The following is a 15921-nucleotide window of genomic DNA, read 5'->3' as shown; positions in this document are numbered from 1 at the left end:
GCGAAGGTTTATCACCCATGTTAGCATCGTTATCGTGACAAATCCGTGGCAAGCGCCGCCGAATTCGACGGAGCAGGCCCGGCAGCCGCGAAGGGAAGCCGCCCCTTCGTTGCGCCATCAGCAAGAGTCCGTATCGGAAACCCTGCGGATCTCCGATATGGTTGCGCCGCGCAAAATTCCGCCCGGTTCGGGATGGCGCAAGCTCGTGTACAGCGCGTCGTTTCACGCGATAAACTTAGGTGAGTCACCGGCCGAGCGGCATTACCGCGAATTACGCGAGCGGATCCGCCGCCACATCCGCAAGCAGTACGTCATCGCGGTGGTCTCCGGCAAGGGCGGAGTCGGTAAGACCACCATGACGGCATGCATCGGCGCGGTGTTCCGGGAGTGCCGGCCGGAGAACGTGGTCGCCATCGATGCCGCGCCCGGTTTCGGGACGCTGGCCGGCCGGATCGACGAGAATCCACCCGGCGATTACACGGCCGTGCTGAACGACACCGACGTGCAGGGATACGCCGACATCCGAGAACACCTGGGCCAAAACAGTGTCGGCCTGGATGTGCTGGCCGGAAACCGGGCGTCCGATCAGCCGCGCCCACTGGTGCCGGCGATGTTCACCGGGGTGCTGTCGCGGCTGCGCCGCACCCATACCATCATCGTGGTGGACACCTCTGATGACCTCGAGCATCCGGTGATGAAGGCCGTGTTTGACGCATGTGACACGCTGGTTTTCGTGTCGGGTCTGACCGCGGACACATCACTGCCGGTGACCCGCGCGATCGATCTGCTGCGATCGATGGGCTATCACGAACTGGTGTCGCGCAGCATGGTCATTCTTAACGATAGCCGCAACGGATATGACTCAGATGCCCGAGCGTATCTCACTGAGCGTTTCGGAAAGTCAGGAGCGACAGTCGAGTTCATGCCATACGATTCCCATCTTGCTAAAGGCGGGATAATCGATACGCAGCATGAGCTGAAAAAGAAGACGAGGCTGCGGTTGTTTGAGATAACTGCGGCATTGGCAGATAAGTATATCCCGGACGCCGATAGGCCCCGTTAAATGCCGAAGGTCGCATTTCCGGCGCGGTGCGCGGTGGCGGTGGTGTGCGGAGAGCACCTCGTTTCGCAGGTGTACCCCGCGTCTGTGCCGGTGGAAATGTTCCTCGACAACATCGTCGAGCTGCTCAACGAGGAGCTCAAACGCCGCGGGCTGGCCGGGCTTGACCCAGGGGTCGGTTACGAGCTGCAGAAGGCCAACGGGGTGCGGCTTGATGTCACCAAAACGCTCGACGAGCTCGGCGTTGAGGACGGCGCCACCCTGGTGCTGGCTCCCGTTTCGGAAGGCGATTCGTTTGAGCCGCAATACGAATCGCTATCTACCGGACTGGCCCGGGTAGGGAGGAAACTGTTCGAGCCCGTGTCGGCCGACACCGCGGCGCACACCGCGCTGGCGATCGTGGTGGCGGTTTCGGTGGTGGTGCTGGGGCTGGCTCTGCGCAACCGCGTCGACACCGACTCGTTGGCTCCCAGCATCGTCACCGGTGCGCTGGGTTTGCTGGCTCTCGGCGCGACCGCCGTGGTGTGGTGGTGGTGGCCGAACCGCACGGACATGCTTGACGGGTTCGCCTGGCTTACGGTGCCGTTGCTCGCGGTCGCCCTGGGTGCGAGCGCCCCGGGGCCTCTCGGGTCGGCGCACCTGTTCATCGGGGCGCTAACCGTCGGGGTTCTGGCTTACGGGATAGCGGTGATGACCCGACGGCATGTCAACGTGGCGTCGGCGGTGGCCACGCTGTGCGCGCTGGGCGGGACGGCCGCCGCGGCCCGCATGTGGCGACCGGTTCCGGCCCAGTGGCTCGGTATGTGCACATTGGTCGCCCTGCTTTTTTTGCTGACCTTGGCGCCGACGATCGCATTGTGGGCCGCGAGGATTCGGCCGCCGTACTTCGGGTCGATCACGGGGAGAGATCTGTTTCGGCGCAAGGCCGGCCTGCCGGCGGACGCCGTGTCTCCGGTGGACGAGGGCGCCGAAGAGGAGGTGACGCCGGACACCACCCCGCGCGGGGCGCAAATCGCCGCCGCGGCGATCCGCGCCAACAATGTGCTGACCGGAATCTGCGTGGGCGCGGGCCTGACGCTGCCGGCCGCGGTATGGGCGACGCTGATGCCGGGCCAGGGCAAGAGCGTCGCGGCGGTCGTGCTGGCCGGGCTTTTCGCGCTGATCTTCATCAGTCGCGGGCGCGCGTTCGCCGACAAGCGCCAAGCGGTCGCGCTGGTCTGCGGGGCGGTGGCCGCGGTCTGCGCCGGTGTGGTCAAATACGTGCTGCACGAGCCCGCGGCATCCAGCGAAGCGGTGCTGTGGGCGGCGGTGATGCTGACCGGTTTTGCCGGTGCCGGCCTGGCGGCGGCGCTGCTGGTGCCGATCACGAGGTTCACCCCGCTGGTGCGGATGATCGCGGAGTGGCTGGAGATCGTGGCGATCATCGCGGCCATGCCGCTGGCGGCGTGGATCGGCGGGCTGTTCACGTGGGTGCGGATGCGATGATCTGGAGAGCCTCGGTGTCCCGGCCACAGCAGATCACATCAATAACGTTGGCGGCCCTGCTCGTTGGAGCATCGGCGAGCCTACCTGCGGCGCAAGCCATTCCACCGCCCACTATCGATCCGGGCCGGGTGCCCGCGGATGGTAAGCCGGGCCCGGATCAGCCAATGCGCCAGAGCAACATCTGCGCGCGGACCATTACCGTCGCCGATCCCAACGTGGCTATCACCGCACCGGGTTTCGCGCTGCTCAACATCGCCAAAGCTTGGCAGTATTCGACGGGCAACGGGGTGCCGGTGGCCATCATCGACACCGGCGTCAACCCCAGTCAGCGGCTGCCGGTGGCGCCTGGTGGCGACTACATCATGGGCGGCGACGGGCTGATGGACTGTGACGCCCACGGCACCATCGTGGCCTCGGTGATCGGCGCTGCGCCCCAAGGCAGCCCGATGCCCGCCCCGATGCCGCCCGTTCCGGCGTTCCCGCCGCCTGCCGGCCCACCGGCCACCGATTCAGCGCCGCCTCCGCCGGGCGCGCCCCCTGCCCCGCCCGCCCCGCCACCGCCCCCGTCGCCGGTAACCGTCACCGAAATCAAACCGGCCCCACCACCGCCACCCCCGCCGCCTGACGAGCCGTCGAACGCGCCGGGGAATCCCACCCCGGACCAGGCCGACGACCCCGAGGTGCCACCACCTCCGCCGGGCGCACCCGATGGCGTGGTCGGGGTGGCGCCGCACGCCACGATCATCTCGATCCGGCAATCCTCACGGGCCTACGAGCCGGTTAATCCAGGAGGCGGTGACGTGGAGGCCCGCAAGAAGGCCGGCACCGTCGCCACGCTGGCCAGCGCTATCGTGCATGCGGCCAACATGGGCGCCAAGGTGATCAATGTCAGCGTGACCTCGTGCGTGCCGGCGGCCGACCCCCTCGATCAGGGCGCGATCGGCGCCGCGGTGTGGTACGCGGCGACCGTGAAGGATGCGGTGATCGTCGCGGCTGCCGGTAACGAAGGCGAAGACGAATGCGCGCAGAATCCGGTTTTCGACCCGCTGAATCCGTCCGACCCCCGAGACTGGCATCAGGTCAAAACGGTGTCGTCACCCTCGTGGTTCTCCGATTACGTGCTGTCGGTGGGCGCTGTGGATGATGCCGGAGCTCCGATTAGCAAGAGTCTCGCAGGGCCGTGGGTGGCGGCTGCGGCGCCCGGGGTCGGGATCATGGGACTGTCTCCGCAGACCGCGGGACCGGTCAACGCCTACCCGCCGATCCGTCCGGGTGAGAAAAACATGCCGTTCTGGGGCACCAGTTTTTCGGCGGCTTACGTGAGCGGAGTGGCCGCCCTGGTGCGGGCGAAATACCCTCAGCTGTCGGCTCACCAGGTGATCAATCGGATACTGCAGACGGCGCACAATCCGCCGCGGGGGGTCGATAATCAGGTTGGCTACGGAGTGGTGGACCCGGTAGCCGCACTCACATTCAACGTGCCCGCAGGAGACCGGCTTGCGCCCGGGGCGCAGAGTCGGGTGATCACGCCCGCGCCGCCGCCGCCACCGCCAGATCACCGTGCCCGCACCATGGCGCTGGCGTTCACCGGCGTGGTCGCGGCCGCAGTCATGATCGGCTGGCTTATCGCGCGCGCCCGGCGGGCGCGATGAGCCCCACCACGAAGCTCGCGGTGATCACCGGCGTGCTTGCCGCCGGCCTGGCCGGCTGGATCGCCGGCGGATACCCCGGTGCCGCAGCCGGCTTAGCCGCCGGGGTGGCCGGCGGCGTGATTCGCTGGCGTGGGCATCCGCTGTGGTATTGGCTGATGTTGTGGCGCCGCCGTCGCCAATCGATCGGGTGGAGCGGCCCCATCACCGTGGCCAACGATCGATCCGGGGGCGGGATCCGCTACCAGGACGGTTTTGCCGTGGTCGCTGTGCAGCTGCTCGGCAAACCGCACACCCCCACCCTGCTCACCGGATCAACCGCAACGTATACCGAAAACACCGTCGACATCGCGGATCTGCTGCCCCTGCTGCATCAAAGCCTGGGTCTGACGCTCGATTCGCTGAGCGTGGTCAGCGCGGGCGCCCGCCGGCGCAGCATGGGCGATTATCCGCGGGTATACGACACGCTGATCGGCACCCCGCCCTATGCCGGACAAAGGGAAACATGGCTGATCGCACGGGTAGCGGCGATCCCCAATGCCGCGGCGCTGCAATGGCGTACCTCGATCGGGACCGCGACGCTGGCAGCCGGGCAACGGATCAGCGCCGCCATGCGCCAACAAGGTATCCGCGCCAAGGTCGCAACGGCCAGCGACATCGTCGAATTGGAACGACGACTGGGACAGTCCGCGTTGAGCGCTCAGCACCAGCGCTGGCGCACCGCTCGCGGCGACGCCGGATGGCTGACCACCTACGCCTATCGCCCGAGTGACATCAGCGCCGAGAACCTGGCGCACGCGTGGTCGCTGCGTGCCGACGGGATCATCCAGAATGTCACGTTGTTCAGCGACGGTACCGCCATGGCCACCGTGACGGTGCGCAGCGCGCAGCCACCGACCGCACCGCCCAGCGTGATGCTGCGAACACTGCCGGGGGAGCAGACACAGGGGATCGCCGCCAACCTGTGCGGCCCGATGCCGCCGCTGCGCGGGGTGCGCCGGGGTGTGCTGCCACGGTCCCTGATCCTGCCGGTAGGGCCGTCGGGTGTGCTGCTCGGCAGGGTGGGCGCCGGTAACCGGCTGATGCTGCCCCTTGACGACCCGGGCGAGTTCAGCCGGGTGCACATCGCCGCCGAGGATGCGTTGGCCAAGCGAATTGTGGTGCGCCTGGCGGGAGCCGGCGAGAGGATCACGGTGCACACGCGAGATCTGCGACGCTGGGCCAGCGTTCGCATGCCGGATATCACGGTGGACAACCGGGTGCGGCCCGCTTCCGGCACCACGGTCAGCGTCGCGGACGGCACCATCGTTCCGGCGCCGCGCCCTAACACCCTGATCTCCGTCGGCAAGCCGGGGGAGTCGTACCGGGGATCGGTTGACGTGCTGATTACCCAAACCGGTCCGGCGACCGTGGAGGTGGTGACGGCCGCAGGGCAGGTGCACACCGTGGAGGTCGAATTATTCCGCGCCGAGAACCGCTACGTATCCTCGGAGCCGACGCCTTTGCGACCCTCTGAGCTCGAGCCGGTGGACAGACGATGACCAGCAGCACGACGACCGTCGCCGCACGCAAGCGTTTCGATCAGGCGATGAGGTTGCTCACCTCGGATACCGCCGCCGCACAGGCGTTGTTTCGGGAGGCGACCGAGATCGACCCATCGATGGCCGACGCGTGGCTGGGCCGGATCGCCGCCGGTGACGACACCTTGTCCACGCTGCAGCAGCTTTACGCCTACGGCGCCCGCCTACATCGCGAGACCAACCGGCTCGGCACGCGCCTGTCGGCGGCGATCAAAGCGGGGCCGTATCTGTCGATATCGGTGACCGAGGCCTCACACGCGGGCCTGGCGTTGGCCAGCGCGCTCGTCGACGACCGTCAATACGAGAAAGCCGAAGCGTTGCTCAACGACGCCTCGCTGCTCGACACTTGGGAGAACCACCAGTGGCAGCAGTATGTTCGAGCATACTTGATGTTCGCCACCCAGCGATGGCCCGATGTGATCTCAATTGCCGCGACGATCCTGCCGCCCCAGGCCATCATCATGTCCGCGGTGACCGCCGGCACCAACGCGCTGGCCGCCCACGCGGCGGCCCACCTCGGGCAGGCTCGCGTAGCGCTTGACTGGGCGGATCGGGTCGAACTGCGGGTAGGGCACACCGGCCCGGCCGAGTCACGCCGTCACCAGCTAACCGACACCGTGGTCACCGCGATCGATCCTAATGAGTTCCCTTTGATTGCAGCCGATCTGGCCTATATCCGAGGAATGGCGCACCGCCAGCTCGGCCAGGAGGACAAGGCGCAGATCTGGCTGTCGAAGGCAACGATCAATGGCGCGCTAATCGAAACTGCCAAGCAGGCTCTTGCCGACCCCGCACTGCAGCTGGTGATCACCGACGAGGAAACCATCAACAGCCGCACCAACAAATGGGACGCCACGACGGAGCGATCCGAAGACGAGCGCTGGGAGGAAGAAAACAAAGAGCGACGGAAAGAGCTTCTCGCAGAAGGCCGTACATTGCTCAACAACCAGGTTGGGCTGGCCGAGGTCAAAAGGGCCGTTGCCGAACTCGAAGACCAAATCGAGGTGCGGGCACTGCGGCTGGCGGCCGGGCTGCCGGTGACCAATCAGACCAACCATATGCTGCTGGTAGGGCCTCCCGGTACCGGCAAGACGACAACGGCGGAGGCCCTGGGAAAGATCTTTGCCGGGTTGGGAATCGTGCGTCACCCGGAGATCATCGAAGTGAAACGGGCCGACTTCTGCGGCGAGCACATCGGGGCGTCGGGACCGAAGACCAATGAGCTGATCAATCGTTCGCTGGGCCGCATCCTCTTCATGGACGAGTTTTACTCCCTGGTGGAGCGCCACCAAGACGGCCGGCCGGACATGATCGGCATGGAGGCGGTCAACCAGCTGATGATCGCGCTCGAGGTGCACCGGTTCGACTTCTGCTTCATCGGAGCCGGATACGAGAAGGAAGTCGATGAATTCCTCACTGTCAACCCAGGTTTAGCGGGCCGGTTCAACCGCAAGCTGCGGTTTGCGTCCTACACGCCCGACGAGCTGGTGGAAATCGCGGTCCGCTATGGCGAGCCCCGGGCAACCGTGATCGAACCCGCCGCCCGCGAGGCGCTGAATGTCGCGTGCACGATGTTGCGAGCCTATGCGAGTCCCGATGGGCGGCACGGAATCGACATCATGCAAAACGGGCGCTTCGCCCGCAATGTGGTCGAGCGTGCCGAGCGGCTTCGTGATTCCAGGGTTGCCGCCCAGCACCGCACCAACCAGGGCTCGGTAACGGTCGAGGATCTGCAGACCATTCTCGTACAAGACATTATCGACGCGGTGATCGACGCGTGTGCGGAAAAGCATGTGCCGATGGTGCTTTGAGGATCCCTGTTAAGCTTAAGTTTTGAGTGTGCGGTCCTGGGGCGAGGCCCGCGCATGCTAAGCGCTAGATCGGTAGTTGGCGTTGGCGGCTACCGTACCGCAGGTCGACCCTCGATCCTGCCCGTCGCCGATTATTGCCGCGTTCTCGCCGGGACGGTCAGGAGACCCCAAAGAGTCGGCGGTGCCGTGTCATACGGTAGCCGCTGGCCGCTCGTCCGGTCCCGATCCCGGTCACGCCGACCTGGGCCCGAGCACTCTTGCACCGCCAGAAGGACGCTCACAACGTGCAGCAGCGCCGTAAGGTCGGGGCGCGGCCACGCGGTTCCCCGCCGCTGCCGGTTGCTATCACCGGAGCGGCCCGTCGCCGCCAAAACCAGGCGGGCCGTATTGGCCGGGGTACTGCGGGCCGTATTGGCCGGGATACTGCTGGCCGTATGACGGCTGGCTAAGGTACTGCTGGCCGTATGACGGCTGGCCACCGCCGCGCCATGGACCAGATCCGGGTCCACCGGCCGGCCCGGTTGGCAGGCCGAGGGCCACCCGGACGGCCGAGGTGAGCATCAGGCCGCCGGCGACGGCGATGGCCAGCCCCGCGATCAGGTCGTAGGTGAGCCGGCCGGTGGCGCTGTACTGGGCTTCGCTGATGATCGCGAACAACAGCATGGCGGCACCACCGCCGAGGATCAGGAAGCTCCCGACGAGTTTCTTGAGGAAAACGCTGATCGCACCGCCGACAGTCACGAGGCCGCCCAGGATGATCAGGATCAGGTAGATCACCAGAGCGGCGGGAACACCCGGCGCTTTGCTTTTGACGGCCTGCTTGCACAGGTCGGCGTACTGGCCGGCGAGCTGACTACACGTATCCGAAGCATGGCTGACGCCACTGCTCACGCTGGTCCACAGCGTCAGCGTCAAAATGGCACCCAGCAGCCCGAGTAGCGCGACGACGCCCAGTGCTATCCAGGCGATGATCTGCTTCGAATCAGGGCTGGCGCCCGGCGCGCCGTACCCGCCGGGACGATAGGCGGGCTGACCGTAGCCCGGTTGCTGGCCGTAACCCGTGCGCCCGTAGCCGAGTTGGTTAATGTAACTGGATCCGCTCGGCACCGGGCTGGGTGTGGGCGGCGCGCCGTAGCCGGGATAGGGCGGTTGCTGAGCGTAGCCGCCGACAGGCGGGTCGCCGAGACGAGGGTTGTCCGGCTGCTGGTCGGGGGGCCAACCGCCCGGTGACGGCGGAAAACCCGTCGGGGGAGTTTGCATTTCCGCATCGTACTGCTCACGACCCCGAATACGCCCGCCGGGCGGGCCGCAATATCCGCCTGGTCCCATCCGCCGGGTTCCCTCGATTCGCGTTCGAACGCTACCAGCTGGCACCATCGACGACATCGGTCTGGCCAGGGTCGCTCGAGGCCGGGATACGCGCCCTGGCCCGCATTGGCACGGTGGTGTCCGGCCCAACCGCTGACGGTATCCTTGACATGACGAAACTCGAAGTAGCCCAGTCGATGTCGTCGCCAATTACGTCGACGCTCTCAGCGCCCAGGCGTGGTCACCTGTGCGGAGATCACCACCGAGGTGCACGACACCGACGCCGCTCACGTTGGGATGGCCACCGCGCTGAGCCAGTCGATGAGCGAAGCGGCCGCCTAAGCACCCCGGCGTTGACGCCGAGCGTGCGGGAGCGATTGCGCGGCTGGCTACGGTGAGCCCCCAGGGCGCAAGCAGGCTTGCCGAGGATGAAATCCCGGCCGCCTGCAAGGATGCTTAACAGAACTGCCCAATGATGCCGAAAGCAGGAAGAATCTTGCCTGTGGCAAAGGGCGCGATCGAACGTTAGTCGAGGTATCTCTGGCAGCTCTTTTGCTTTGCCGCCCAGCAACGCCTCATCGCGGGATCGCGAATCCGCTGCAACGCCGACACGAAACGCGCGGCCTTAAAGAGCGTGTTGCTGAAACGGGGCAAGACGGTGGGTGGGCCCGCATATCGTCACCCCGGACGCGCACCGTCGGGCCGGACCTGCTGGCCCCGCTCCTCAGCCGCCCGCATCGTTGGCGACCGGGACGCGAAATACCGCGTGACCGTGGCGGCGATCTCCAGGAACTTGCGCCGCGTCGCAGGCGCCATCTCACGGCTGACGTCGATGACGCCGCCAGGCCTTAGATGCGGATCGAAAGGAACCTCAACCACCGGTTGTCCCCGGTCGAGGAACTGACGTGCCAGCAGCGAACGGGTGTGCTTGTCGGCGTGGCCGTCAGAATCGTTGAGCACCACCACGGTGCGCTGCAGCAGGTCGATGCGGCCATGTTCGGCAAGCCACTCCAAGGTCTTTGCAGCCGTCGACGCGCCATCCGCCCAGGGGGAGGACACCACGATCAGCGCGTCCAGGTCTCGCAGCACTTCCTGGGTGACCGGCGCGTCCATCGAAGAGCCGCAGTCGATGATGGAGATGGTAAAATGGCGGTCCAGCCGCCGCGCGGCCTCTCGGTAGATGGCGGGGTCGAGAATCCGGCGCGGAGCGGCTGCCGCCCCCCCGGCCAGCACGTATAGGCCAGCGGCGTTGTTGCCGACCCGTGCTCTCACGTCGGCGAAGGACTGCAAGTTCTTGTCGGCGGCGAGGTCCCAATAAGAACTACTCGCTCGGGGATCGACTCTGTCGGCCAACCGCCCGAAGGCGGGGTCGGCGTCGATCGCGACCACGCGGTCCTGGCGGCGTAGCTCGGCAAAGATCGATCCGACGCTGGCGGCTATCGATGTTTTCCCGACGCCGCCTTTGCCGAGCACCCCGACCTTATAGGTGCCGCGAAGGATAGTTTGAACGGCTGCTTGGTGGTCGGCTTCCCGGCGTTCCCGGGCCGACGGGCCACGGTTGACAAGTCCCAGGGTGACCAACCTAAGGAGGCGTCGCCCCCTCCGACTGGGGCACGGCGTTAGGGACGTGACTTGCGGCTCTACGGCGATGTCGGCCGAAGAAGTCCGCGGAGGCCGAACGGTCGATCGCGGCGCAGCGAAAGCCGCCGGCGGCCGCGGCGAAACACGCGAAGCCGCGTGCGGGCCCGGTGCCAAAAAAGCCGGCGGTGGCGCAGCTGGGGGATTTCTGGAGTCCCCACCAGACGGGAGCGTGGAAGGCAACCCAGGCCGACCGGACGGCAGCCGGTCGCGTAAAAAGTCATCACGCCCGCTCATGGGCCGCCCACCTTAGGGTTTGGGTGCTATGAGGGCGTGAAGCACTCCGCGATCCAACCTGCAGCACCGAACAGATCCAACCTGCAGCAGCTCCGACCATGCGACCAGTATCCAGCCGAACGCTGGCCGAGCAAGGCGAAGCCACCCGGCAATTACCGGGCCACCCGGGGAGGGGGCGCAGTGATGATAGCGGTGCTTATCCGCGGCCCAGCGGGCGCCAGCGCGGAGCCTTCCCCTCCGCAGAGTTAGCTAAGTTGGGTGATTCCGCAATTCCACGGCATCACGGCGGGCACGTATGATGCGGCTGGCCAACAGCTGCGCTGTCCTCGGTGTGAGCCGTTTGCTTTATGTTTTATGTGGTTTTATGCGCCACGGCAGCACGACCGCGGTACCTGAGCGGAAGGTGGATCACGTGGGGTGGAGCGGTACCCGCTGGCACAACCTGACTGGTCTCGGGTCCGCCGCTTGGCTGGGCATCGCCATGTGGGCGATGGCATTCATTGCGCTGGTGGCGCTGATCTACGTCCGGCGTCATCTCAACCGCATTCGCAGGTTGAGGTCCGAAGAGACGCGCCCCAAAGTCACCATGTTCATGGAGCCGCATGCGGCGGACTGGCACGTCATTGAGCTCGTGGTGAGAAACTACGGTCAACGCTCGGCGTACGGCGTCCGGTTCCAGTTCAACAACCCACCCACTGTCGCCGAATACGAAAATGCTCACGAGGGTGTTGTCGACATCACCGAGTTGCAGCTACCTGATGAACTCCCCGAACTGGCACCGGGGCAGGAATGGCGGACGATCTGGGATTCCGCGCTCGATCGTGAGCAACTCGGCGGAGCGATCGCCTCGCGGTTCACCGGAGTGGTCACCTATTACGATCGTCCCGCGCCAGAGGGCCGGTGGCGCATGGTCAAAGCCCGGCGCCACAAGCCGATCAAGACAAACGTCGTCCTGGATTGGGCCACCCTGCCGCCAGTGCAACGCATCGAGCTGATGACGACGCATGACTTGGCTACCCGCGAGAAGCAGAAGCTGGAGTTGCTGCGCAGCGTGTTGACCTACCTCCACGTCGCCAGCCAAGAGACTCGGCCCGAGGACTTCCGCCACGAGATTGACCGGATCAAAAGCGCGACCCAGGAAATACAGGACCGCTTGCGCACCAGACGGCTCGAACAGCCGCCCAATATCCGGACGAGTCGCGTCGAACCCGGCTTAGATCATGGTCTCGACGCAGAACGTGGCCCTCGGCCCGGGCGCCGGCGCAGAGACCCGATATGAGTTCCGCCACCCACGTCGGCCGGGCTCGCGGTGCGCCGTTTCGTTCGCAGCGGTCATCAGGACGATCCGCGACCGGAGTGAGTTTGCCCCGGCTTACCGATCGCCAGCCTCCACCCAACCCGAGGTTCGGTCCCGGAACCCAATCCCTGGGAAACTGCGCGAGGTCCAGATCGGCACGAAGCTGAGCATGATGGTCCGCGGCGGTTGAGTGTGAGCGAGCCGAAGCCCAACCGCACGCCTGGAGCAGCACTACGTCCGCTACCGCGCGATGTGGCTTGCGCCGGATTGGCAGTGCAAGATCACAAGCGCGTCAGCACCCCAGCCCAGACCCGTGTATGAACGCCGCGGTCAAGCGTGTGCTAAGCGCACTCCAGCTGAGGGCAAGTCCGCTGGCTGGGCAGATGCTACCGTTACCGTGTGACCAGAGTGCCGAAAATGTATGGGCATAGTTGACACCCCTGGTGTTGGCCGGCGGGTGGGCCGGCGGTGCGTCGTGGATTTGTCATGCTGCTGCCAGTGGGTCGTGAGTGAATGAGTCGGCCATGAGCGACACCTCGCAGGGTTCACGAGTCGGGTCACAGTTCGGCCGCTATTACCTCAAACGGCTGCTGGGCCGTGGCGGTATGGGTGAGGTTTACGAGGCCGAGGACACCGTGAAAGAACGCGTTGTAGCGCTTAAGGTGCTGTCGGCCGCGTTGTGCCAGGATCCGGTATTTCGCGAACGGCTGCAACGGGAAGCCCGCACGGCCGGCCGGCTCCAGGAACCACACGTGGTACCTATCCACGATTACGGCGAAATAGATGGACAGCTGTATGTGGACATGCGGCTGATCGAGGGCACCGACCTGGCCACGCTGTTGAAACAGTCCGGGGCATTGACGCCGCCCCGGGCGGTGGCCATTGTGCGCCAGGTGGCTTCGGCATTAGACGCGGCACACGCCGCGGGCGTGATACATCGCGATATCAAACCGGAAAACATCCTCATCACCCCTGATGATTTCGCTTACCTGGTTGATTTCGGCATAGCCAATGTCACCACCGACGACAGGCTGACCCAGGCAGGAAGCGCCGTGGGTACCTGGAAATACACCGCGCCGGAGCGGTTCACCAACGATGAGGTAACCCCCAGCGTCGATGTTTATTCGTTGGCCTGCGTGCTCCACGAATGTTTGACCGGATCGCCGCCATATCGCGCCGACAGCGCGGGGATGCTCATCACGGCGCACCTAATGCAACCGATCCCGCACCCCAGCGAGCTACAGCCCGGGGTCCCAGGCGCGTTTGACGCGGTGATCGAGCGGGGCATGGCCAAGGAGCCTCAGGACCGCTACCCCAGCGCCGGCGAACTGGCGCTGGCCGCTCACCAGGCATTGAGTACGCGGGACCAGGATCAGGCCGGCGACATCCTCAAGCACAGTCAGGAATCCATCCTGCACAACACGGAAGTCGAACCTTCGCCCGCTCCCATTCCCCCGGCACCACCTGGCCCCCGCGCGCCGCAGCCGCCAGCCGGTAGGTCCCATCCGGGTCATGGCGGTTCGGAGGCGGTGCCCGGTCCCGCACCACCGTCGGCCGTCGGCCCTGGCTGGGGGCGCGGCGGTGGCCCGATCCAACCCGTCGCCGGTGGACCGCCGGTGAGCCCTGGCTGGGGGCGCGGCGGTGGCCCGATCCAACCAACCACCGGCGGACCGCCAGCTGCCCCCCCGTTTCCCCCCGGTGGGGGCTGGCCGGGCCAGTACCGCGCCCCACAACCGAAACCATTACGCCGTCCCGCTGCACCCCGCAAACGCCATCCACGGCTGCTGCTGGGCGCCGCCGCGGCTGGCGTGGCGGCGCTCGTCGGCCTAATCATCTGGTCGCGAGAGCCATCGCACCCCGCGTCCACACCGACCATCACGTCCACGACCACGACCGCCACCACGTCGTTTACTACACCGGTATCCACTCCACCAGCGGCCGAATCCCAAGCCCGGCTGTTTGGGCTCCTTCCCCCCGGTTATCCGCCCGACGCGTGCAAACCGATCGCTCCGCCAAAAGATGCGCTGGCCGTGATGTCTTGCGGGGCAAACGCCGACCCGGGGGGCCCACCGTCGGCGACCTACACGCTGTTGCGGGATTTGGCCGCACTCCGCGTCGCGTTCGACGGGATCGTCCGGTCCACCACGGTGGTGGCCTGTCCCGGTGGCATACAGTCGCCAGGGCCCTGGCACCATAACGCCACTCCCCAGGAGACGGCCGGCACGCTCGTGTGCGGATTCCAACAAGAACGCCCAACATTAGCGTGGACCAATAATGCGGAGTTACTGGTCAGCGTCATCTACGCAGGCCCACAGGAGCCGACCCTCGATGAGCTGTATGCGTGGTGGACCTCACACTCATGAGTACAACTGACGGTGTTCCCGCAGCCACTCACTCAAGCCGTTTACTGCTGCACTAAGCCAGCACTGCCTGGTATTGCGACCGTCCGTTTCCCGGTGGCAGTCGGCGGGCCAGTGCCCGTGCCGCAGCGGATGGGCTCCGACCTTTTAGCGGCCGACGGAGCCGCAGAGACGCGCTTGAATCCCAACAACGCACTTAGTCAGCCGCAGAACGCCCACCACGCCTCTGATCGGGGCTCAGAGCCTCCCGAAAAGCGGGCCAGCCGAACAGGTCGGGTGCTAACCTGTTAATTTCGCCTATAGGACTTAACTTCGCCTATCGGGCCTATAGGGCCTAGCCCTAGTCCTGGGAACGCCGCTCGTACGATAGACGCTCGAACAAAGGAGTGAGCCATCTTGACGATCAGCACGCGCGTGATAGTGGCCGCAACAGCCATCGCCGCAGCTGGAACCGTTGGCGGGGCAATTGCCACCGCCGACGACACCGCTGCCAACACCCACACAATGGGTAGCCAGGCAACCTTGGCGAACGGCTCCACCATTCAGGGCTGGACCATCAGCGACCTCAAGCCCAGTACGGACACCATCCCTTATCCCGTACACGGCCGGCTGTGGGAAGCCATGGCTACTGACGAGGCCATCCAAGGCACTGTCATCCCGATCGTCTCAGATCTTAATGCCCGTGCCCCGAACGGGCAGATGTATCGAGTCCTGTACCAGGTCGCCACCCCCCAGGGCGTCAATCCGGCAACCCTCGCCCAAGGCCAGAAGACCAGCGGCAAGGTCTACTTCGACGTCACTGGTGAGAACCCGAATAGCGTCGTGTACAACAACGGAAGTCAAGACCTGGCCACCTGGGTTGAGGCAGGGCCGCCGGCGGGAGGTCGCCAAGGCAAGCCCGTGCCGGCGGGTAGCCAAACGCCGCCCAGCTCCGTGGGTGGTCAACGACCCGCTGCGGCGGGCAGCCAAGGAACGCCCGCTGCGGCGGGCAGCCAAGGTACGCCCGCTGCGGCGGGCAGCCCGCAAGCGCCTGCCGGCGCCCCAAGCGCGCCGGCTCCGGCGGGTGGGCCGGAGGCGCCCGCGGGCAGCCAACCTGGACCCGGCGCGGCGGGCAGCCAAGGAACGCCTGCGGCCCCGGCGGGTGGGCCGGAGGCGCCCGCGGGCAGCCAACCTGGACCCGGCGCGGCGGGCAGCCAAGGAACGCCTGCGGCCCCGGCGGGTGGGCCGGAGGCGCCCGCGGGCAGCCAACCTGGACCCGGCTCGGCGGGCAGCCCGCAAGCGCCTGCCGGCGCCCCAAGCGCGCCGGCCCCAGCGGGTGGTCCGGAAGCGCCCGCGGGGAGCCAACCTGGACCAGGATCTGCTTCCGGCGGCAGCCAGCCGGCGCCGGCTGCCGCTGGCACCCCGCCGATGCCCGCTGGCAGCCCCGGGATGCCCGCCTCCTGACGACCCCCTGACGCTGCGGCGATACCAAGACGTGTCGGCGCCTTGCCGCCAAC

10 protein-coding genes are annotated in these 15921 nt (G+C 66.3%); 8 read left to right on the top strand and 2 right to left on the bottom strand.

Translation table 11 applies throughout. From position 1 onward, the window contains the following. The first annotated feature begins 34 nt into the window (after nucleotides 1–34). Genes MSM1_RS06810 through eccA form a run of 5 tightly spaced genes read left to right on the top strand, consistent with a single transcriptional unit; the run spans nucleotide 35 to nucleotide 7585 of the window. On the top strand, nucleotides 35–1063 hold the full coding sequence (locus MSM1_RS06810; protein WP_213440770.1) for a MinD/ParA family protein: 1029 nt from the start codon (nucleotides 35–37) through the stop codon (nucleotides 1061–1063). Then, complete coding sequence (gene eccD / locus MSM1_RS06805; protein WP_213440769.1) at nucleotides 1064–2545, top strand: type VII secretion integral membrane protein EccD; 1482 nt, start codon at nucleotides 1064–1066, stop codon at nucleotides 2543–2545. Beyond that, entirely contained in the window at nucleotides 2542–4197 is a 1656-nt protein-coding gene (gene mycP, locus MSM1_RS06800) for a type VII secretion-associated serine protease mycosin (protein ID WP_213440768.1), read from the top strand. The genes eccD and mycP overlap by 4 nt, the downstream gene beginning before the upstream one ends. Beyond that, entirely contained in the window at nucleotides 4194–5735 is a 1542-nt protein-coding gene (eccE, locus tag MSM1_RS06795; RefSeq protein ID WP_213440767.1) for a type VII secretion protein EccE, read from the top strand. Before mycP ends, eccE begins: the two co-directional genes overlap by 4 nt. Further along, complete coding sequence (eccA, locus tag MSM1_RS06790) at nucleotides 5732–7585, top strand: type VII secretion AAA-ATPase EccA (protein WP_213440766.1); 1854 nt, start codon at nucleotides 5732–5734, stop codon at nucleotides 7583–7585. Before eccE ends, eccA begins: the two co-directional genes overlap by 4 nt. A gap of 345 nt (nucleotides 7586–7930) precedes the next feature. On the opposite strand, the gene MSM1_RS06785 is transcribed toward eccA, so the two are convergent. Beyond that, entirely contained in the window at nucleotides 7931–8845 is a 915-nt protein-coding gene (locus tag MSM1_RS06785; protein ID WP_213441681.1) for a hypothetical protein, read from the bottom strand. Between the two features lie 726 nt (nucleotides 8846–9571). Then, nucleotides 9572–10768, bottom strand: coding sequence for a MinD/ParA family protein (locus MSM1_RS06780; protein WP_213440765.1), 1197 nt, complete (start codon nucleotides 10766–10768; stop codon nucleotides 9572–9574). A gap of 364 nt (nucleotides 10769–11132) precedes the next feature. Here MSM1_RS06780 and MSM1_RS06775 point away from each other — a divergent pair, with 364 nt between their 5' ends. The 3 genes from MSM1_RS06775 (at nucleotide 11133) to MSM1_RS06765 (ending at nucleotide 15868) form a co-directional block, all read left to right on the top strand. Further along, on the top strand, nucleotides 11133–12047 hold the full coding sequence (locus tag MSM1_RS06775) for a hypothetical protein (RefSeq protein ID WP_236054778.1): 915 nt from the start codon (nucleotides 11133–11135) through the stop codon (nucleotides 12045–12047). Between the two features lie 542 nt (nucleotides 12048–12589). After that, nucleotides 12590–14428 (top strand): serine/threonine-protein kinase, encoded by a 1839-nt coding sequence (locus tag MSM1_RS06770; RefSeq protein WP_213440764.1) that lies wholly within the window; start codon nucleotides 12590–12592, stop codon nucleotides 14426–14428. 501 nt (nucleotides 14429–14929) lie between these two features. Beyond that, nucleotides 14930–15868 (top strand): DUF1942 domain-containing protein, encoded by a 939-nt coding sequence (locus tag MSM1_RS06765; protein WP_213441523.1) that lies wholly within the window; start codon nucleotides 14930–14932, stop codon nucleotides 15866–15868. The last annotated feature ends 53 nt before the right edge of the window (nucleotides 15869–15921 follow it).

Source organism: Mycobacterium sp. SM1 (genome assembly GCF_018361265.1).
Classification (GTDB): Bacteria; Actinomycetota; Actinomycetes; order Mycobacteriales; family Mycobacteriaceae; genus Mycobacterium.
The sequence above is the reverse complement of the archived record's forward strand: the minus strand, read 5'-3'. Positions and strand labels throughout refer to the sequence as shown.